Origin of the sequence: Mycoplana ramosa, from assembly GCF_041930185.1 — a bacterium.
Lineage (GTDB): Bacteria > Pseudomonadota > Alphaproteobacteria > Rhizobiales > Rhizobiaceae > Mycoplana > Mycoplana ramosa.
In genome coordinates this window covers 42309-61140 of sequence record NZ_JBHEEW010000015.1, presented here as the reverse complement: position 1 = coordinate 61140, position 18832 = coordinate 42309, and the positions used below count along the sequence as shown (strand labels likewise).

The 18832-nt window shown below is 64.5% G+C and carries 22 protein-coding genes; 11 read left to right on the top strand and 11 right to left on the bottom strand.

Annotated features, from left to right (window positions below):
* Positions 1-27: 27 nt before the first annotated feature.
* Both JNC62_RS18025 and JNC62_RS18020 read right to left on the bottom strand, forming a co-directional pair.
* Entirely contained in the window at positions 28-1917 is a 1890-nt protein-coding gene (locus JNC62_RS18025; protein ID WP_374840456.1) for an ABCB family ABC transporter ATP-binding protein/permease, read from the bottom strand.
* A gap of 215 nt (positions 1918-2132) precedes the next feature.
* Positions 2133-4280 (bottom strand): LysM peptidoglycan-binding domain-containing protein, encoded by a 2148-nt coding sequence (locus tag JNC62_RS18020; RefSeq protein WP_374840455.1) that lies wholly within the window; start codon positions 4278-4280, stop codon positions 2133-2135.
* Between the two features lie 158 nt (positions 4281-4438).
* On the opposite strand from JNC62_RS18020, the gene JNC62_RS18015 reads away from it, so the two are divergent.
* Positions 4439-5059, top strand: coding sequence for an LOG family protein (locus tag JNC62_RS18015; RefSeq protein WP_374840453.1), 621 nt, complete (start codon positions 4439-4441; stop codon positions 5057-5059).
* Positions 5060-5138: 79 nt separating this feature from the next.
* Here JNC62_RS18015 and rarD read toward each other — a convergent pair whose 3' ends face one another.
* The 8 genes from rarD to cysS all read right to left on the bottom strand — a co-directional run bounded on the left by rarD (position 5139) and on the right by cysS (position 11697).
* A complete protein-coding gene (gene rarD, locus JNC62_RS18010) occupies positions 5139-6077 on the bottom strand; it encodes an EamA family transporter RarD (RefSeq protein WP_374840451.1) in 939 nt (312 codons plus the stop codon).
* Positions 6078-6290: 213 nt separating this feature from the next.
* Entirely contained in the window at positions 6291-7907 is a 1617-nt protein-coding gene (gene cimA, locus JNC62_RS18005; RefSeq protein WP_374840449.1) for a citramalate synthase, read from the bottom strand.
* 160 nt (positions 7908-8067) lie between these two features.
* Positions 8068-8544 (bottom strand): GFA family protein, encoded by a 477-nt coding sequence (locus tag JNC62_RS18000; RefSeq protein WP_374840447.1) that lies wholly within the window; start codon positions 8542-8544, stop codon positions 8068-8070.
* Position 8545: 1 nt separating this feature from the next.
* Positions 8546-9040, bottom strand: coding sequence for a GFA family protein (locus JNC62_RS17995; RefSeq protein WP_374840445.1), 495 nt, complete (start codon positions 9038-9040; stop codon positions 8546-8548).
* On the bottom strand, positions 9037-9519 hold the full coding sequence (locus JNC62_RS17990) for a GFA family protein (protein WP_374840443.1): 483 nt from the start codon (positions 9517-9519) through the stop codon (positions 9037-9039). Before JNC62_RS17990 ends, JNC62_RS17995 begins: the two co-directional genes overlap by 4 nt.
* The gene (locus tag JNC62_RS17985) at positions 9516-9932 is read right to left on the bottom strand and encodes a type II toxin-antitoxin system VapC family toxin (RefSeq protein ID WP_374840441.1); all 417 of its coding nucleotides are present in this window, start codon (positions 9930-9932) and stop codon (positions 9516-9518) included. Before JNC62_RS17985 ends, JNC62_RS17990 begins: the two co-directional genes overlap by 4 nt.
* Positions 9929-10207: an antitoxin gene (locus tag JNC62_RS17980; protein ID WP_374840437.1), complete on the bottom strand. Its 279-nt coding sequence runs from the start codon at positions 10205-10207 to the stop codon at positions 9929-9931. The genes JNC62_RS17985 and JNC62_RS17980 overlap by 4 nt, the downstream gene beginning before the upstream one ends.
* Positions 10208-10269: 62 nt before the next feature.
* Positions 10270-11697 (bottom strand): cysteine--tRNA ligase, encoded by a 1428-nt coding sequence (cysS, locus tag JNC62_RS17975; RefSeq protein WP_374840434.1) that lies wholly within the window; start codon positions 11695-11697, stop codon positions 10270-10272.
* 404 nt (positions 11698-12101) lie between these two features.
* Here cysS and JNC62_RS17970 point away from each other — a divergent pair, with 404 nt between their 5' ends.
* Positions 12102-12242 (top strand): hypothetical protein, encoded by a 141-nt coding sequence (locus tag JNC62_RS17970; protein ID WP_374840432.1) that lies wholly within the window; start codon positions 12102-12104, stop codon positions 12240-12242.
* Positions 12243-12497: 255 nt separating this feature from the next.
* Positions 12498-12671, top strand: a complete 174-nt coding sequence (locus JNC62_RS17965; RefSeq protein ID WP_374840431.1) for a hypothetical protein — start codon at positions 12498-12500, stop codon at positions 12669-12671.
* A gap of 47 nt (positions 12672-12718) precedes the next feature.
* Here the strand turns inward: JNC62_RS17965 and JNC62_RS17960 are convergent, their stop codons facing one another.
* Positions 12719-13495, bottom strand: coding sequence for an SOS response-associated peptidase (locus JNC62_RS17960; RefSeq protein ID WP_374840429.1), 777 nt, complete (start codon positions 13493-13495; stop codon positions 12719-12721).
* 155 nt (positions 13496-13650) lie between these two features.
* Here JNC62_RS17960 and JNC62_RS17955 point away from each other — a divergent pair, with 155 nt between their 5' ends.
* The 8 genes from JNC62_RS17955 to JNC62_RS17920 all read left to right on the top strand — a co-directional run bounded on the left by JNC62_RS17955 (position 13651) and on the right by JNC62_RS17920 (position 18826).
* Positions 13651-14091 (top strand): NUDIX hydrolase, encoded by a 441-nt coding sequence (locus tag JNC62_RS17955; RefSeq protein WP_374840426.1) that lies wholly within the window; start codon positions 13651-13653, stop codon positions 14089-14091.
* A 5-nt stretch (positions 14092-14096) separates the two neighbouring features.
* Entirely contained in the window at positions 14097-14537 is a 441-nt protein-coding gene (locus JNC62_RS17950) for a TIGR02301 family protein (RefSeq protein ID WP_374840424.1), read from the top strand.
* Between the two features lie 93 nt (positions 14538-14630).
* Positions 14631-14900, top strand: a complete 270-nt coding sequence (locus tag JNC62_RS17945; RefSeq protein ID WP_310418280.1) for a hypothetical protein — start codon at positions 14631-14633, stop codon at positions 14898-14900.
* A gap of 18 nt (positions 14901-14918) precedes the next feature.
* A complete protein-coding gene (locus tag JNC62_RS17940) occupies positions 14919-15704 on the top strand; it encodes a hypothetical protein (RefSeq protein ID WP_374840421.1) in 786 nt (261 codons plus the stop codon).
* A gap of 134 nt (positions 15705-15838) precedes the next feature.
* Complete coding sequence (gene ygfZ / locus JNC62_RS17935) at positions 15839-16681, top strand: CAF17-like 4Fe-4S cluster assembly/insertion protein YgfZ (RefSeq protein ID WP_374840418.1); 843 nt, start codon at positions 15839-15841, stop codon at positions 16679-16681.
* Positions 16678-17313: a YfbR-like 5'-deoxynucleotidase gene (locus JNC62_RS17930; RefSeq protein WP_374840416.1), complete on the top strand. Its 636-nt coding sequence runs from the start codon at positions 16678-16680 to the stop codon at positions 17311-17313. The genes ygfZ and JNC62_RS17930 overlap by 4 nt, the downstream gene beginning before the upstream one ends.
* Positions 17310-17861, top strand: a complete 552-nt coding sequence (locus JNC62_RS17925) for a tyrosine phosphatase family protein (RefSeq protein WP_374840414.1) — start codon at positions 17310-17312, stop codon at positions 17859-17861. The genes JNC62_RS17930 and JNC62_RS17925 overlap by 4 nt, the downstream gene beginning before the upstream one ends.
* Positions 17858-18826, top strand: a complete 969-nt coding sequence (locus JNC62_RS17920; protein WP_374840411.1) for an NUDIX hydrolase — start codon at positions 17858-17860, stop codon at positions 18824-18826. The genes JNC62_RS17925 and JNC62_RS17920 overlap by 4 nt, the downstream gene beginning before the upstream one ends.
* Positions 18827-18832: the final 6 nt, after the last annotated feature.

Here is an 18832-nt window from a genome sequence, read left to right as displayed (position 1 = left end):
GCTTTCCGGCCGCCATGCCGCTCATGGTCAGTTCGCTGGAGCACTTCGCACGACCACACCGAGCTCGTCCGCCTCGCGAACCTGTTTGAGATGCTCTTCGGCTTCCGTCGCCTCGCGCTGACGGTTCCACATCGAGGCATAGAGGCCGCCCTGACGCAGAAGGCCGGCGTGGGTGCCGCGTTCGGAGATCCGGCCGTCCTTCAGCACGATGATCTCGTCGGCCGAGACCACGGTCGACAGCCGGTGGGCAATGACAAGCGTCGTGCGGTTCTTCGAGACAAGCTCAAGGGCTGCCTGAATCTCCTGCTCGGTGCGGGTATCGAGCGCCGAAGTCGCCTCGTCGAGGATCAGGATCGGCGGACTCTTCAGGATCGTTCGGGCAATCGCCACGCGCTGCTTTTCGCCGCCGGACAGCTTCAGGCCGCGCTCGCCGACCATCGACTTGAAACCCTCCGGCAGGTGCTCGATGAAACTGCTGATCTGGGCCACGTCAGCGGCCGCCCGCACCTCCTCGTCGGTCGCCGATGGCCGGCCATAGCGGATGTTGTAGGCGATCGTGTCGTTGAACAGCACGGTATCCTGCGGCACCATGCCGATCGCCGCGCGCAGCGACTTCTGCGTCACGTCGCGGACGTCCTGCCCATCGATCGTGATCGCCCCCTGCTGAACATCGTAGAAGCGATAGAGCAGGCGCGACAAGGTCGACTTGCCGGCCCCCGAGGGGCCGACGACCGCGACGGTCTTGCCGGCCGGGACCTCGAACGAGACGCCCTTGAGGATCGGTCGTGCGGGGTCGTAGGCGAAATGGACATCGCGGAAGGAGATGGCGCCGGCGCCGATCGCAAGCGGGCCCGCGCCCGGGCGGTCCTCGACCTCCGCAGGCACCTCAAGAAGATCGAACATCTGCTCGATGTCGGTGAGGCCCTGGCGGATTTCACGGTAGACGAAACCGATGAAGTTCAGCGGGATCGCCAACTGGATCAGCATGGCGTTGACGAAGACGAAGTCGCCGATCGTCTGCTCGCCGCGCTGCACGGCCAGCGCCGACATCACCATCATGATCGCCGTGCCGACGCCGAAGATCAGCGCCTGGCCGAAGTTCAACCAGCCGAGCGAGGTCCAGACCTGGGTCGCCGCGCGCTCGTAGCGCGCCATCGACTGATCGAAGCGTTTGGCCTCCATGTCCTCGTTGCCGAAGTACTTCACCGTTTCGAAGTTGAGCAGCGAATCGATGGCCTTGGTGTTTGCCTCCGTGTCGCTCTCGTTCATCGAGCGGCGGATGGAAATGCGCCAGTCGCTGGCGCGGACGGTGAACCAGATATAGAGCGCGACCGTGACCGCGGTGACGAGCAGGTAACTGAAGCCGTAGCCGATCCAGAACACGGCCGCCGTCAGAAGGAACTCAATCATGGTCGGGACGGAGTTGAGGATGGTGAAGCGAACGATCGTCTCGATGCCCTTGGTGCCGCGTTCGATGACGCGCGACAGCCCTCCCGTGCGCCGCTCCAGATGGAACCGCAGCGACAGACGGTGGAGATGGACGAAGGTCCTGTAGGCCAGTTGACGGACGGCATACTGGCCGACGCTGGCAAACAGGGCATCGCGAAGCTGGTTCAGTCCGGCCTGGAAGATGCGGGCGAAATTGTAGGCGATCACCAGCATCACCGCGCCCAGCATGAAGGGCGGCAGCAAGCCCACCAAGTCCGTCTTGCCGCTCAGCGCGTCGGTCGCCCATTTGAAGAAATAAGGCACCAACAGCAGAACGAGCTTGGCGAGGAGCAGGAACACCGTCGCCCAAACCACCCGCATCTTCAGGTCGGGCCGGCCTGCGGGCCACATGTAGGGCCAGAGATTGACGATGGTTCCGAGCGGATTGCTGGTATCGGCAGAAACCGTTTTCTTCGTTGTGGCCGCCACGCACGCCTCCGAACGCCGGTTGGCTCCGGCTCAAGCTTTCATGAAAAAATGCGGCGTCCCAACAGGGACGCCGCTTCGACTGACATAGGATGCGGCGGAGCGCAATACAATGTGCGAACGCCAAGTCGGTGACGGCGTCGAAGCGCGGCGGGCTATTCAGCTTTCCGTGCCGACTTCAGCTTTATTTTCGCATGCCTTCCCTTTCGGGAGACATGCTAGTCGCCCTGCACGCGCTTGCGATGCATTTCCTCGGCCTCGGCCTCGGGCATGGCCTTGTCCGGCACCCCGAAGATCTGCCCCGGCAGGATGCGATCCGGATTGGTGATCTGGTCCTCATTTGCGAGATAGATCGACGTGTAGCGCACGCCCTGACCATAGACGCGGCGGGCGATCTGCCACAGCGTGTCGCCGCGGCGGATGATGACGGAGGTCTTGCTCTCCTTCAGCGGCGCCTGTTCCACGGTTTTTGGCTGCTCGGCCGACGCCTGCGTCTCGGCACCCGCAGCCGTGCCCACCTCCGCCGGTTTCGTATCGGCCGCTGGCGGCGCGGCGCCCGTGTCCGCTGCCTGGCCGGTGGCTGCGGCGGTTTCGGACGGCGAAGAGAGCGCGACAGGAGGGGCCGCCTTCAGCAAAGCGAGTGCCTCCGCATAGCTCTCCTTCGGCGCATCGGCCGGCAGTTTGGCCAGAGCCTCCTCCGCCGACCTTGCCCAGGCCTTCAGCCTGTCCACCAGCGCCAGCCGGTCGGCGTCCGTTCCGGTCGGCGCGGAGTATGCCGCAACCCTACCGAGGGCGGTCGCTAGCGCGCTGCGCGCCGCCTGAATCGCGTCGGTCTGGACATTGCTCTCCGCCAAAAGGTTCGTGAACTTCGAATTCAGTTCGAACACGTCGGCCTCGAGCTTGCCGATGTCGACCGCCGGAGCCTGCGCGACGCCCGTTGCCGCAGCGCTGCCGTTGGTCGCCGGGGTCAGGGCATCCTTGACCGACGCCTCGATGGCCGCGATGGACTGGCCTACGGTCGCGGCATCGGTCGGAAGCGCCTTCAACTTCGCCAGCACCTCCGCGGCGACGGCGGCGGTGCGTGCGGCGATCGCCTCGCCGGGGCCACCGGGCGGCGCCTTGTAAGCTGCGAGCGACTGCAGGGCAATTTCGGTGGCCGAGCGCGCCGCGGCCAGTTCCTCGGCCGAAGGCAGGTTCCCGTTGGCATAGAGCCCGCTCAGGAGGGCGACGGCCTTGTTCGCCTCCGCCCGAAGCTTTTCGAAAGCGCCGTTGTCGATCAAGGCGAGCTCGTTGCCGGCCTGATCGGCTGCGCCATGGTCCTGGGCCACGACCGCGACCTGCTCGCCTTCGGGGCGATCGAAGGGCACGGATGCACGCAGTTCAACCTTGGCACCGTCCTCACTCATCACGTCGGCACGGACAGTATGACGGCCGACCGGAAGCGACATCTGGCCATCGACCACGTAGCGCCCCTGCGGATCGGACTTGATCTCGCCGAGCAGCTTGTCGTTGGCATAAATGCGGACCAATGCGTCCGGCTTCGTCGTGCCCGCAACGAACATCTTGTCGCCCTCGAGTTCGACAGCCGAGATGCGCACGTTCGGCAGATCACCCTGACCGCCGGCCGCAGTGGCCTCCGAACTGGCTTCAGGAGCCGAAGCAGCGCCGGCTTCCGGCTGGGCAAGAGCGGCGGTATCGGTGGCAGTACCCTGCGATGGCGCTACGCCCGTTTTGGTCGTGCCCTGCGGTCCCTGCAGCACCGTGATCAGACGGCTGGCCGCACCGGGCTTGGTGACCATGGCCAGCAACTCGCCGCTGCCGTCCTTCGGGATTGAAATGGTCGCGACCTCTTCCGACGTCTTGGCCAGGCCGCCCTTGTCCAGGATGCGCAGCGCCAGTTCATGATCGCCGGCAGCGAGCGGCTTGTCGAACACAGCGGCGAAATCCCCGGAAGGGCCGACATCGGTCGTGGCAACGACCGTTTCACCGCTCAGGATCTGCAGCTCCTTGTTCGGCTCGGCGTGGCCGGCGATCACGGTGGAACCGTCCGGTTCGACGCGCAACAGGTCGAAGGACGGCGCCTGCCAGGCGCTCGACGGGTCGGCGTTTGCCGTCTCGGACGCGGCCTTGTTGTCCGTCTGTCCGTCCGTCTGCGTTGCGGCCGCGTCCGGCGCGGTTTCCGTGCGCGCCTGCTTTGCGGCGGACGCAGGCGGCTGCGCCGGTGGCGTTTCAGTCGCGGGCTGAGCTGCCTGCTGCGTGGCTTCGGGCACGTCCTCCTCGTCGATGTTTGGAAGGACGAAAAACACCATCAATGCCGTCGCCGCTGCCAACACGCCTACCGCAACCAGGCCGGTCTTGTACTTCATCTTTTAGAATCTCCACGCGGCACGCCGCTATTCCCCCTGGAATTGCTAGCGATTTCCAAGGGTTTCCACAAGCTTGCGGCCGGTTTGCACACGAATTCACCGTGCCTTTTATGTCATTTTCCTTGACCTGCCCCGCTATGGGATGGCTCAATCTGACCATGAACGACGAAACCATGCCAATTCGAGCCATCTGCGTCTATTGCGGTTCCCAGCCAGGCCGCGATTCCGCCTATATCAACGCCGCAAGGGTGCTCGGCCAGTCCATGGCCGCGAATCACCTCCGCCTCGTCTACGGCGGCGGCACCAAGGGCATCATGGGGGCAGTCGCCAGCGGGGTGCTCGCCGGTGGCGGGCGGGTAACGGGAATTATACCGCAATTTCTCATCGATATGGAGGCGACCCGTCATTCGCTCGGGCAACTCTCCGAACTGATCGTCACGGCCGACATGCACGAGCGCAAGCACAAGATGTTCGAGCGCGCCGACGCCTTCGTGGCACTCCCGGGTGGCATCGGCACGCTCGAGGAGATCGTCGAGATCATGACCTGGGCACAGCTCGGTCGCCACCGCAAACCGATCGTCTTTGCCAATATCGCCGGCTTCTGGGACCCGATGCTGAAGCTGATGCGACACATGGCCGATGCCGGCTTCGTGCACGCCGCCCACCTGATCCAGCCGATCGTCATCGACGAGCCCGACCAGATCGTCCCCGCCCTGATCGATCATTGGGCGGGCGCGGTTGAGCGCGGCGGTGAAGCGGCGATCATCGCAAGGCTTTAGGTCACGGCCCGACCCGGCCAAAGTCCGCCGCGGCCTTTCGGATGGAGGCCGCGCGTTTCCGGTCCCTTTGTCCGGGGCGTTATTCCGCCGGGTTGAGCGTCTCGGCGCGCCGGCGGCGAACACTGGTCAGCATCGATCCCGAGTAGACGATCACTGCCACCCAGATCAACGCGAAAGCCGCCATCTGTGAACGGCCGAACGGTTCTTGGAAGAAGAACACGGCCGTCAGAAAGACCATTGTGGGGGTGATGTATTGCATGATGCCGATGGTGGAGAGCCTGAGCAGTTTGGCGCCATTGGCGAAGACCATCAGCGGCACGGCGGTGATGACGCCGCAGGAAAGCAGCAGGAGGAGGTCGCTCGCGCCGGTGTCACCGAAATGGCCGCGACCCGTAGCCTCCAGCCAGACGATGTAGCCGATGGCGGGAACGCTCAGCAGCATGACCTCCAGGAAGAAGCCCTGGTTCGGCCCGATCGGCAGGGTCTTGCGGAAGAAGGCGTAGAAGCCCCAGGATACGCAGAGCCCAATCGAAACCCACGGCAGGCCGCCCGTTTCAACAGCAAGAATGGCGACAGCCGCGGCGGCAAGCACGATGGACACGATCTGCGTCCCCGACAGTTTTTCCTTCAAGATCACGGCGCCGAGGAAGATCGAAAACAGTGGGTTGATATAATAGCCGAGCGCGGCCTCGATTGCCCGCCCCGCCGCAATCGACCAGACATATATGCCCCAGTTGATCGTCACCAAAACCGCCGTGATCATCGCCATGAAGACCATGCGCGGCGATCGCAGCGCTCTCCAGATGTCCGCCGTGCGACCGAGCCAGAGAAGCACCAGGCCGGCGATCGGAACGGACCAGACGATGCGGTGCGCCACCACCTCCGGCGCAGGAATATGGGCCACTGCCTTCATGAAAAACGGCAGGATCCCCCAGAGCAGATAGGCAGTGAGCGCAAAGAAAAATCCGCGCAGGGAATCGCCGTTCGTCGCCTCGGGTGCGTTGCTCTGTTCGGCCATGGGGCTGGATCCTGCTTTGGTGTGGCGCGGCGCGAGGTTGCTTCCGCGCGACAGTTCAGGATGGGTTTTTAAAGCAACCGCGGTGAATACACCAATTCATTTCGGTGAAGGGTAGATGAAGCGGGCTTCATCTATGCCGCCGGCGGCGCGCCGCGTCGCCCTCGCAACCGGAGAACCGCCGGCCGGTCGTTTCGGCTAGCGTTCAGCACATCGCTACTGCGCCGCCACCCTGCCCGCTTCATCGCGGTTTTTCAGGAGCTTGTAGATGATGCTGTCCATCAGCGCCTGGAACGAGGCGTCTATGATGTTATCGGAAACGCCGACGGTCCACCAGCGTGCGCCCGTCGCGTCCGTCGATTCGATCAGAACGCGGGTGATGGCTCCCGTGCCCCCGTTGAGAATACGGACCTTGTAGTCCGCCAGTTCCAGATCCTCGATCTCGCTCTGGAACTTGCCGAGGTCCTTTCGCAGCGCCAGATCCAGCGCGTTGACCGGGCCGTGTCCCTCCGCCACCGACATCATCGTTTCGCCGTCGACGACGACCTTTACCACCGCTTCCGAGACGGTCTTGAGGTTGCCATTGGCGTCATAGCGGCGCTCGACCATGACGCGGAAACTCTCGACATGGAAGAACTGCGGAATGGTGCCCAGTGTGCGGTAGGCGAGCAGCGCGAAGCTCGCATCCGCGCCCTCATAGGCATAACCCGTCGCCTCACGCTCCTTGACGACCTCGATCAGCCGGTCGAGCTTCGGGTCGTCCTTGGAAACGACGATCCCGCGCAGCTTCAGCGCGTTGATGAAGTTGGCCTTGCCGCCCTGATCGGAAACCATCACCTTGCGCAGGTTGCCGACGCTTTCCGGCGGAATGTGCTCGTAGGTCCGCGGATCCTTCAGAAGCGCCGAGGCATGGATGCCGGCCTTGGTGGCGAAGGCGGAGGCGCCGACATAGGGCATCTGGTGATCGGGGGAGCGGTTCAGCAGCTCATCGAACTGGTGCGACAGGCGGGTCAGCCCCTGCAGGCGCTCCCGGTCGATCGAGACCTCGAAGCGCTCGGCATAGCTGTCCTTCAGCACCAGCGTCGGGATGATCGTCACGAGATTGGCGTTGCCGCAGCGTTCGCCGATGCCGTTCAGCGTGCCCTGAATCTGGCGCACACCCGCTTCCACCGCCGCCAGCGAATTGGCGACCGCCTGGCCGGTATCATTGTGGGCATGGATGCCGAGATTGGCGCCCGGAACCCCGGCGGCGATCACGGCGGCGACAATGTCGCGGATTTCCGGCGGCTGCGTGCCGCCATTGGTATCGCACAAGACCACCCAGCGCGCGCCGGCGTCATAGGCCGCCCTGGCGCAGGCGAGCGCATAGGCGGGGTTTTCCTTGTAACCGTCGAAGAAGTGCTCGCAATCGACCATCGCCTCCTTGCCGGACGCGGCGACCGCCTCGACCGACGCGCGGATCGATTCCAGGTTTTCCTCATTGCTGCAGCCAAGCGCGACGCGCACGTGGTAGTCCCAGCTCTTGGCAACGAGACAGACGGCGTCGCTTTCTGCTTCCAGAAGTGCCGCAAGTCCCGGATCGTTGGAGGCGGAGACGCCGGCGCGCTTGGTCATGCCGAAGGCGACGAAGCGTGCACTGCGCGTGCGCCTCTTTCCGAAGAAGGCGGTATCGGTCGGGTTGGCACCGGGATAGCCGCCCTCGACATAGTCGAGACCGAATTCATCGAGCATTGCGGCAATCGCAATCTTATCCTCGACCGAAAAATCCACGCCCGGCGTCTGCTGGCCGTCGCGAAGCGTCGTGTCGAAGAGGTAGATGCGTTCTTTCTTCATTTCGTGTTCCCTCCTTGGGAACGGTATTCATGTTTCATAGCCCCTCATCCGGCCTGCCGGCCACCTTCTCCCCGCGGGCGGGGAGAAGGCAGTTTGCTGCAACCGTTTGCGTACCCTCTCCCCGCCTGCGGGGAGAGGGTCAGGGTGAGGGGCAAACGCCTCAGATTTTCAGCCCCTGTTGTGGCCACCGATCGGTCTCGTGGTCGGGGTGCTGGAAGGAGATGATCGCCTCCTGCCGCGAATAGTAGTCCGGGTCGTCGTGGATCGGCTGCTCGAAGATCGTCTCCACCCAGGCCAGCCGCGCGCCATGGTTGACCTGGACCTGCGGCGCGAGATCGGAACGGTCGTCGAAGGTGCCGATGGCAATTTCGAGCCCGCCCGGATGGCGATAGGTCATCGGCGTGCCGCAGTTCCGGCAAAAGCCGCGATCGATGTTGACGGACGACTGGAAATAGCTCGGCTGCTCGCGCGTCCATTCCACACCATCCTTCGGCGCCGTGACGAGCGCGGAGAAGAAGCCGCCGAACTGCTTCTGGCACATGCGGCAGTGGCAGATCGACCGGCGCCCGAGTTGACCCTGGATGCGGAAACGGACGGCGCCACACTGGCAGCCCCCGGTGCGATAGGTTTCGGTCATGTCAGTCCTCCGGTGGCCAGTGGTCGGTATCGTAGTCCGGGTGCTGGCGGTTCGACTCCAGAACGGCGATGTGATGCTCGCGCCCGGCCGGCCCATCCGGATCCGTTTCCCGCTCGGGCAGGCGCGAGAGCTGCGAGAACCAGGGCACGCGCGACTCGACGCCGGACTGCGAATGCGGGCGCACGTCCTGGGGATCGTCGAGCGAGCCCAGCACGATGTTGAGGTAGCCTTCCGTCGGCATGTCGTAGAAGAGCGGCGTGCCGCAGTCCCGGCAGAAGCCGCGGCGCACGTGCTGCGACGACTGGAACCAGCCCGGCTCGCCGCGCGTCAGCCGGAAGGTTTCGCGGGCAGCGTTCGCGAGCGGCAAAAAGTAGTTGCCCGCCGCCTTCTGGCACATGCGGCAGTGGCACAGATGCGGATCGTCGAGCGTGCCCTCGGCGCGATAGCGCACCGCCCCGCACTGGCAGCCGCCCGTATAGATCCGCGCGATGCTCATGGCCGACCCTCCGGCGGCCAGGTCACGGTATCGTGGTCGGGGTGCTGGTTGGAGACGATCTGGAGGACGAAGGGAGCTTCCTCCAAATCCTCCTCCGTCGTGCGTCCAGGCAAGGCGTGGAGGCGATCCACGAAGGCGACCTTGCCTTCCGTGCCGAACTGGATGGTCGGCGGCAGTTGGGAGGGATCGTCAAAGGCGCCGGCGGCGATCGCGACTCCGTCCGGTGCCTCATAGGTCAACGGCGTGCCACACGCGGCGCAAAAACCGCGGCTTACGAAATTCGAGGACCGGAAGCGCTTCGGCTCGCCGCGCGTCCAGGCAAGCTCGGCGCCGCGCGTCGAGACCAGCGGCGCATAATAGGCGCCGAAGGCCTTCTGGCACATGCGGCAGTGGCAGATGGAGGCGTCCTTCAGCTTGCCCTGAACGCGGAAGCGAACAGCACCGCACTGGCAGCCGCCCGTATAGACGGTGTCGGTCATGGGGCGGTCTCCTGCCAGTTCTCCACTTTCAGGCCCCTGACGCGAATGAACTCGCGCACATTGTCGGTCACGAGGGTCAAGCCGAGCGATAGCGCATGGGCGGCGACGAACAGGTCCGTGTATCCGATCGGCTGGCCAATTTTCTCAAGCTCGAATCTCGCCTCGGCATACTTCCAGGAAACGTCTTCGTCGTATGGTACGATGGCGATCCGCTCCAGTGCGTTCTCGACAAGGCTGGAGAGCCGATTTGATCCCTTTTTCCTAAGCCCATATCGCAACTCCGACGCCACGATCGCGCTGGTGCACAGGCTGTCGGTTCCGACCTCGGCAACGCGCGTCGTGACTGCGCCGGCGGGGCTGCGCACCATCTGCGAAATGACATTGGTATCGAGCATGTAGCGGAATCCGGTCATAGGTCGACGTCCTCGGGAGGTGGCTGCTTCTCGTCCAGCTCCGGAAATTCCTCATCCCAAGGCTCCAGCGTCGCGAGCCACTCCAACAGGCTGCTCTTCTTCGCCTTCGGCTCGATGACCAGCCGGTCGCCCTCCTTGCGCATGATCGCCTCGTCGCCCGGTAGTTCGAATTCCACCGGGATCCGCACAGCCTGATTGCGGCCATTGCGAAACAGCTTGACAACCCTCTCGCCGGCTTCCGTCTCGTGGGCCTTTTCGACGCGGACAACATTCATGGCAGCCTCCGTGGGAGTGGCATATGCCGCAGCATATGCCTTTCATACCCTGTGCGCAAACCTCACCGCTTCACCTCCCATGTCGTCACCCGCTCGCCCGTCGCCGGGTCCTTGCCGTCCTTGAGCTGGACGCCTTTGGCCAGCAGGTCGTCGCGGATCTTGTCTGCCTCGGCGAAGTTTTTGGCTTTAAGCATTTCCAGGCGGAGTTGAATGATCGAGTCAACACTGGCCTCCAACGCCGCTGAAATCTCGACCTTTTTCGGCCTGACGCCGAGAAGTGCCGCGCTCGCCTGGAAGCTTGCGGCAGCAGCAGGATCATGGGCCGCCTTCTGCGCCAGCGCGTGCAGCGCCTGAACGGCAGCGACCGTGTTGAGGTCGTCGGCAAGGGCTGCAAGGACGGCCGGGTCGGCGTCACCCTCGCCCGCCTGCTCCGCTGGCCAGCGCGCCATCAGCCGCTCGGCCTCTTCCAGCCGCTTCACCGAGAAGTCGATCGGCTCGCGATAGTGCGTCATCAGCATGGCCAGCCGCAGCACCTCGCCCGGCCATTTTCGCCCGCCGAAGGTTTCGGTGTGCAGCAGGTCGTGGATGGTGACGAAGTTGCCTTCCGACTTCGACATCTTGCGGCCTTCGACCTGGACGAAGCCGTTGTGCATCCAGACGTTCGCCATGACCTTGGTGCCGTGGGCGCAGCGCGACTGGGCGATCTCGTTCTCGTGATGCGGGAAGATCAGGTCGAGCCCGCCGCCGTGGATGTCGAAGGTCTCGCCGAGATAGGCGGCCGACATGGCCGAGCACTCGATGTGCCAGCCCGGACGGCCCCGGCCCCACGGGCTGTCCCAGCCCGGCTCTTCCGGCGAGGACAGCTTCCACAGCACGAAGTCGCCGGGGTTCTTCTTGTGTCCCTCGACGGCGACGCGGGCGCCGGCCTGCTGCTCCTCCAGATTGCGCTTGGACAGTTCGCCATAGCCGGACCACGAGGTATCGAACAGCACCTCGCCGGCGGCCTGGTAGGCATGGCCCCGCTCGATCAGCCGCTCGATCAGCGTGATCATGTCGGCGCGGCCGTCCGACCGCTTCTGCACGAACTCGGTGGCGCGCGGCTCCTGCGTCGGCGGCAGCGTGCCGAGTGCTGCAACGTCGCTGTGGAACTGGTCGGCGGTCTTCTCCGTCACCCGGCGGATCGCCTCGTTCAGCGTGATCGTTCCATCCTTGATGTCGGCGCCGAAGTCGCGCAGCGCGCGGGCGTTGATCTTGTCGTCCACGTCGGTGATGTTGCGCACGTAGGTCACGTGCTGTTCGCCGTAGACGTGACGCAACAGGCGGAAAAGCACATCGAAGACGATGACCGGGCGGGCGTTACCGATATGGGCGAAATCGTAGACGGTCGGACCGCAGACATACATGCGGACATTGGTCGGATCGATCGGCTCGAACGGCGCCTTCGACCGCGTGAGCGTGTTGTACAAGGTCAGGACCGGTTTGTCGGCCATCAAAAATCTCCCATGGGGCAAGCGTCCGGTCGGCCCGGCCCGTTTGTCATCTGGGGATTTCAGGAGACGAAAACGGCCAAGCCAGCGGTGAGGCTAGCGAATAATGCTCCGGCAAATAATGCAGAGACCCGTTTTCATGGCAGGCTTTATCGCGCCGGTTTCATCGATGGTCAAGAGCACCCTGCGCCTTCCACGACACACATCTGGATTTTATTTCGTACGTGCGCCCTCACCCGCACCCGCTGCCGCCAATTCGTCATGATTGCGGCCTGTTTCCTCGAATGCGGATTCGCACCACCAGACACCGCAACGGTGACGCCTGTTTCCCCGGTGACACCAGCGCGGTGGGGCATGTGCGACAACGACGGCACATGATCCGTCGACACGACCAAGGAAGATCGAAGATGACCACGAAGACGAGCGACAAACCGAAATCCGGATGTGACCTCATCCATCGCTACCGGCCGCTGGGGCTGAAGGCGGTTCTCGCCGCGGCGCTGCAATTAAAGGCGCGCATGCGCGATTCGAACGTCCCCAACGCCTGAAGAAAAACGGCGCCACCGGCAGCACGATGGCCGGCGCCGCCGGCCCTCCGCGAACCCAAACCATTCCACAACCGCGAAACTATACTCTGCACACGTTAATAAGTGTGGACAAAGTACGCCCAGCATCGAAGCAAGGCCCAACATAACTCGATTTTCCGGCGAATTTTTACCAAATTCACGCATTAATACAAAATATAGACCCAGGAATCGGCACGAATATCTTGGTGTCGCCGCAATTGTAAATGGGAGCCAATGATGGTTACTGAACGAGCGAAGAAAACGCATCGTATCGAGAACGCCAAGCCGCTCGTGGAGCAATACAAGCCGCTGGGATTGAAGGCGGTACTGGCCGCAGCGAGCCAGCGCAAGCCAGCGGTCCAGAGCGTCAAGCGGGAGCTCCCCGCCGGCGTGAAGCTGGCCGAAGCGTAAGATTGCCGGCGCCGGTTGCGGTCTCCTCGCCGCGCGGCGCCATCGCCTCAGAGCAGAGAAAGCTGGCCGGAATCGTCGCCGCTTATGGATCTTTTCGTCGAAGCTGAGGGCGCAGCCAGCGCCCCGGCCAATGGCTCCTGAACATCGGGGTCGACGTTGGCCACCTTGTTGACCTTATCGGATACCGGAATGGCCTCGAAGAAGTCGTCTTCCACCGGCGCAAGAAGATCAACGACCTCACGCGGTTCCTGCGTCCTGCAATCCAACCAGCGGCCGAAATCCTCGGGACGGATGACCACCGGCATCCGATCGTGGATCCGCCCGATCGCCGCATTGGACCTCGTGGTCAGGAACGCACCGGTATCGACTTCGGACCCGTCAGCGGAAGACCAGGTTTCCATAAGGCCGGCGAACGCGACGAGCCGGCCGTTTCGCGGCCGGATCCAGTAGGCCTGCGACTTTTCCCCCGTCTCCTTCGGCGGGCGATGCCACTCGTAGAAACCGCTCGCCGGCACGAGGATGCGGCGATGGCGCATTGCGGCGCGGAACGACGCCTTGTCGATCGCCGTTTCGGCGCGCGCATTGATCAGAAGCGGAAATTCGCGCGGATCCTTCACCCAGGACGGCGTCAGCCCCCAGCGGACCAGCATCGCCTTGCGCTCCGGCAGGTTGCTGCCCGGCCCCTGGCGATCGCCGGAGATGATGACGAGGATCGGCTGGGTCGGCGCGATGTTGTAGCGCGGCGGGAATTCCTCCACGTCCACGACATCGAGAAACTCCTCCAGCCGCGCAGCCGGTTCCGTCAATGCAAATCGCCCGCACATGATAACCGATCCCGCCTGCTGTGCTCCGCCCCCCGCGGATGGTCGGCGGTGCGCGTCATTTCAAATCCGGATGCCGCTCGTTCGACCGGCACGCCAGTCTGGAACAATCTACGGGGAGTACCTATAAAGGGTCAATGAAGAGTCCGGATTCGCCGATGCCGTCCCAAGCAGCCTCCTCTGCCATTCTCGAGCGCGACGGTCGCTACCTGCTGGTGCTGCGGCGCAACCCGCCGGCGGCAGCCATGTATGCCTTCCCCGGCGGCCGTGCCGAATTGGGCGAGACGCCGGCCGAGACGGCGCTGCGCGAGTTCGCTGAAGAGACCGGCATCGTCGCGCGCAGCCCGCGCCTCTACGCCACGTATGAGCTGACAAGCAGCACGACCGGCTGCCACTATTTCCTGTCCGTCTTTCGCGTCCAAGCAGACCCCGGCGCAGTCGCCGTCGCCGCCGATGATGCGGCCGACCTCGGCTGGTTCACGGCTGAGGAGGTCGCCACGCTGCCCGCCCCCGAAAGCGTGCGCGACTGCATCCGTCGCCTGGAGGCTGACCGCGGACGGAAAGATAGCGCACCATTCCACTGCGCCGGAATGAGTTGAGCGCGATGGTGAAGCCTGCCCGCCTCGCTCTGCCGCTGCTGCTGCTGCTGTCCTCGACAGGCCTCGGGGCATCTCAGGACAAATCCACCCCCACCCCCGGCGTGGCCGCAACGACGTCCCAGCCCGCGCCGGAAAGCAAGCCCGCGCCCTATGACGGGCGGCTGGAGCGGCTTTCGGAAATACTCGGGTCGGTGCACTACCTGCGCAACCTTTGCCTGAAGGACGGCGAGGACACCTGGCGAAAGGCGATGGAGAACCTCATTTCGATGGAAGCCGGAAACGAGCAGGCCCGCAAGGAACGCCTCACTGCCGCCTTTAACCGCGGCTATCGCTCCTTCGCCTCGGTTTATGCCACCTGCACCGCGCAGGCCGTCGCCGCAGAAGAGAAATACCGTAACGAAGGTGCAACACTGGCCACCGAAATTACCGCCCGGTTCGGAAATTAGAGGATAATTAACCTCTTTTCGCCCTGCCCCGTGTCGTTTTGGGAAAAGGCTGATAAGGTTGTTAACAGTCTGGTAAAGAAGTAGATGCCGCGCATGGATCATATGATGGAACCTAGCCTCAACGATATCGACGAGATGATCGTGCATGAGAAGATGCAGGCCGCGCTGGAATACCAGAACGAGGCCTGGGCGGACGGCATGGCGGACGGCATCGAGCCGGAGATCATCGCCGACGCCGCCATCGCGCTGGCCATGCGCGAGACGATTCGCGTTCTCGGCGAGCAAGGTGCCGAGGCCATGCTGCAGTCCCTGCGCGAGCGGATGCTTGCCGGCGAGTTCTCTCCTGAGCGCACGCTTCAATAGGGGCGAGAGATCGGGACAATGCACAGGTTCTTCGACCGCATCAGGCTGCTTCGCGGCGGCGTGTTCGCTGTTTCCCTGTCGTTGACGATCACGGGAACACTCGGCCTCACCTCGCCTGCCTTCGCACTCAGCGAGTTGCAGCAGGTTCCCGGACAGAACACCGAAGACAAGGTGAGCGAACCGCCCGCAGACGACGGCACGGCGACCGAGACCGTTCCGGACGAAGGCGCGCGGCGACTGCAACTGCCGATGCCCGACCCGCTGATCCGCAAGGACGCGGCCGAGCAGGAGGCAACGGAGCCCGAAACCGGCAAGGCGGTCACCGAGCCTGAAACGCCGGTCGAAGTGATCTACGACATCGACAAGGCGCCCCAGCCGGTTCGCCGCATGCGGGAATTGATCGTCGAGGCTGCGGCCTCCGGCGATATCGAGCGTCTGCGACCGCTGCTCGGCAAGGGAGCGACACAGACGCAGGTTTCCGTCGCAGACGGCGACGAGGACCCGGTCATCACGCTGAAGGGCCTTTCCGGCGATCCGGACGGCATCGAGATCCTGGCAATCCTGCTCGATGTCCTGGCAACGGGATTCGTCAAGGTCGACGCCGGCACGCCGAACGAGATGTATGTCTGGCCGTATTTCACAGCGAAGTCGCTCGACAACCTGTCCCCGCCGGAAAAGGTGGAGCTTCTTCGCATCGTCACGGCGGGTGACTTTGCCGACATGCAGGAATTCGGCAGCTACAATTTCTATCGCGTCGGGATCGCGCCGGACGGGCAGTGGAAGTTCTTCGTCGCCGGCGATTGAGCCGGCTCGGTTCGTGCGACCGGCGCGCACCCTATCCTTGGGCCTTGCGAAGCCGGATCCGACATTCTACCTCTCATTTGTAACACATGAATTTGTGCGTGCTTCGTCGCGCCACCTGAGAACTGGATCAAACCATGCCTGCCGTCACACTTGCCGGGCGCGCCCACATCACCGTCACTGGCGGCGACGCCGAGGATTTCCTGCAGGGGCTGATCACCTGCGACGTCATCTCGTTGCCCGAAGGCGAGGCGCGGGCTGCTGCACTTCTCACGCCGCAGGGCAAGATCCTGTTCGACTTTCTCGTCAGCCGCGCGCCATCCGGCGGTTTTCTCATCGAGGCGGGCGAAGAGCAGCGCGACGCACTGATCAAGCGACTGGCCATGTACAGGCTGCGCGCCGCCGTCGAGATTTCGCCCCTGGCGGAGACAGAGACGACCATCACCTGGGATGACGCGGGCGACGGCGCCGTCGACGGCCGCTTTCTCAAGGCAGGCAAGCGGGTGCTGCGCCGGCCGGGCGCCGGCGGCAGCGATGAAGCCGCCGCCTACGACGCGCTTCGGATTGCGCACGGCATCGTCGAATCCGGCAAGGACTTTGCTCTTTCGGACGTCTTTCCGCACGATGTCCTGCTCGATCTCTCCGGCGGGGTTTCCTTCCGCAAGGGCTGCTTTGTCGGCCAGGAAGTGGTGTCCCGGATGCAGCATCGCGGCACGGCCCGGCGGCGGCCGGTGATTCTTCGTGCGGCGGCGCCGCTTCCGGCACCGGGCACAGAATTGATCGCCGAGGGCAAGCCGGTCGGCACGCTTGGCACGGTGGTCGGGCGGGATGGGCTTGCCATTGTTCGCATCGACCGCCTCGCCGACGCCATGCACGCGGGCGTGCCCGTCCTCGCCGGCGAGGTTGAGGTGGAAGCGCGGCTTCCGGAGTGGACCGGGCTCGATTTTGCCGACGAAAGCGCCGAGGCACCGACGCAATGAGCGGCGCGTCACGGCCGAGGGCCGAGCCCCGGGCCTGGCAGCGGATGCTGTCCGGCCGCAGGCTCGATCTGCTCAATCCCTCACCGCTCGACGTCGAGCTTTCCGACATCGCCCATGGGTTGGCGCGCGTCGCCCGCTGGAACGGCCAGACCTCCGGCGACCATGCCTTTTCCGTCGCCCAGCATTCGCTGATCGTGGAAATCATTTTCCGCCAGCAGAACCGCTGCACGCCGGACGATTGCCTGATGGCGCTGCTGCACGACGCCCCCGAATATGTGATCGGCGACATGATCTCGCCGTTCAAGGCCGTCGTCGGCGGCGGCTACAAGACGGTGGAGAAGCGGCTGGAGGCGGCCGTGCATCTACGGTTCGGCCTGCCGGCTGAAACACCCCGCACCCTGAAGGACAAGATCAAGAAAGCGGATCGCGTCGCCGCCTTCTTCGAGGCAACCGAGCTTGCCGGTTTCTCCCGTGTCGAAGCGGCGAAGTTCTTCGGCGAACCACGCGGCGTCACGCTGGACCTGCTGATGATCACCCCCATGCCGGCCGTCGAGGCGCAGCGGCGGTTTGCCGAGCGCTTCGAGGCGATCGAGGCCGCCCGTGCCGGCGCGGCCCTGGAGTGGCCGGCATGAGCAGGATCGTCGTCGCGCCGCTTTCGCGCATCGCCGAAATGGCCGTGCGGAACCGCTGCCGGGAGATGATCAGCCTCGTTGCGCCGAAACAGGACTTCCACCGCCCGGCGGTGATCGATCCGGCGCGTCATCTCGTGCTCGGCGTCAATGACATCGCCTTTGCCGGCACTGGCGATCTGGTTGCCCCGCAGGAAGCTCATGTCGAGGCGATCATCGCCTTTGCCCGGACCTGGGACCGGCAGGCGCCGCTCCTGATCCATTGCATGCTGGGCGTTTCCCGCTCGCCGGCCGCCGCACTGATCGCGGCTCTCGCGGTCTCCCCCGACCAGCACGACGATGCCGTTGCGCTGCGCCTGCGCGCCGCCTCGCGCCAGGCAACGCCCAACAGCCGGATCGTCGGAATCGGCGACGCGCTCCTGTCACGCGATGGCCGGCTTGTCCGGGCGGTAGAGCAGATCGGACGAGGCGCAGACTATGTCGGCGAGCAGCCGTTTTTCTTCGACATCGAGCCCGCTGTGACCCAAACGGACGCTGGAGCCGGCCCATGATCGTGCCGCCGCCATCGCCGCCCGTCGAGATCGGTCTGAACGCGGCAGTGGTGGCCATCTTTAATCGGGGACCGGCGATCCTCACTGTCGGCGGCGGGGCTGGCGAGCGGGAGGCCCTGCCCTTCGGCCCGTTCGAACCGACCCGTCATCGCACCTTTGAGACCAGCCTGCGCGCGAGCGTCGAGCAGCAGACGGCGCTGAAGCTCGGCTACATCGAACAACTCTACACCTTCGGCGATCGTGGTCGGCAGAAATCCCCGAGCGAGGCCGGCACGCACATGGTCTCGGTCGGTTATCTGGCACTGACGCGGATGGATGCCGAGGCGACCGAAAGACTGGAGGCGACCGGCGCCCACTGGCGCGACTGGTACGCCTTCCTGCCTTGGGAGGACTGGCGGCACGGCCGGCCGGCGGTGCTTGACCAGACGATCATTCCCGCCCTGTCGGAATGGGCGGCAGAGAGCTGGCAGAACGATGGAAAGTCGCTTCCCAATCGCCGGACGCGCCTGAGGCTCGCCTTCGGCCTCGACGACTTCCCCTGGGATGAGGAGCGGGTTCTGGAACGCTACGAACTGCTCTACGAGGGCGGGCTTGCGGAAGAAGCGGTGACCGACGGTCGGGCGCCCGGCAAGGCGGCGGTGGGCCTCGCCATGCAGCACGATCACCGGCGCATCCTGGCTACGGCGGTCGCAAGGCTCCGGGGCAAGATCAAGTATCGCCCGGTCATCTTCGAGCTGATGCCGTCGGAATTCACGCTGACGGAACTGCAGGCGACGGTCGAGGCGATCTCGGGCCGCCACCTGCACAAGCAGAATTTCCGTCGCCTCGTGGAGGGAGCAGAACTGGTGGAGCCGACGGGTGGAAGCACATCGGCGACAGGCGGCCGCCCGGCGGCGCTGTTCCGCTTCCGCAGGCAGATTCTGCAGGAGCGCCCGGCGCCGGGACTGAAGGTCGGCGGGCGGTAAGTCTCC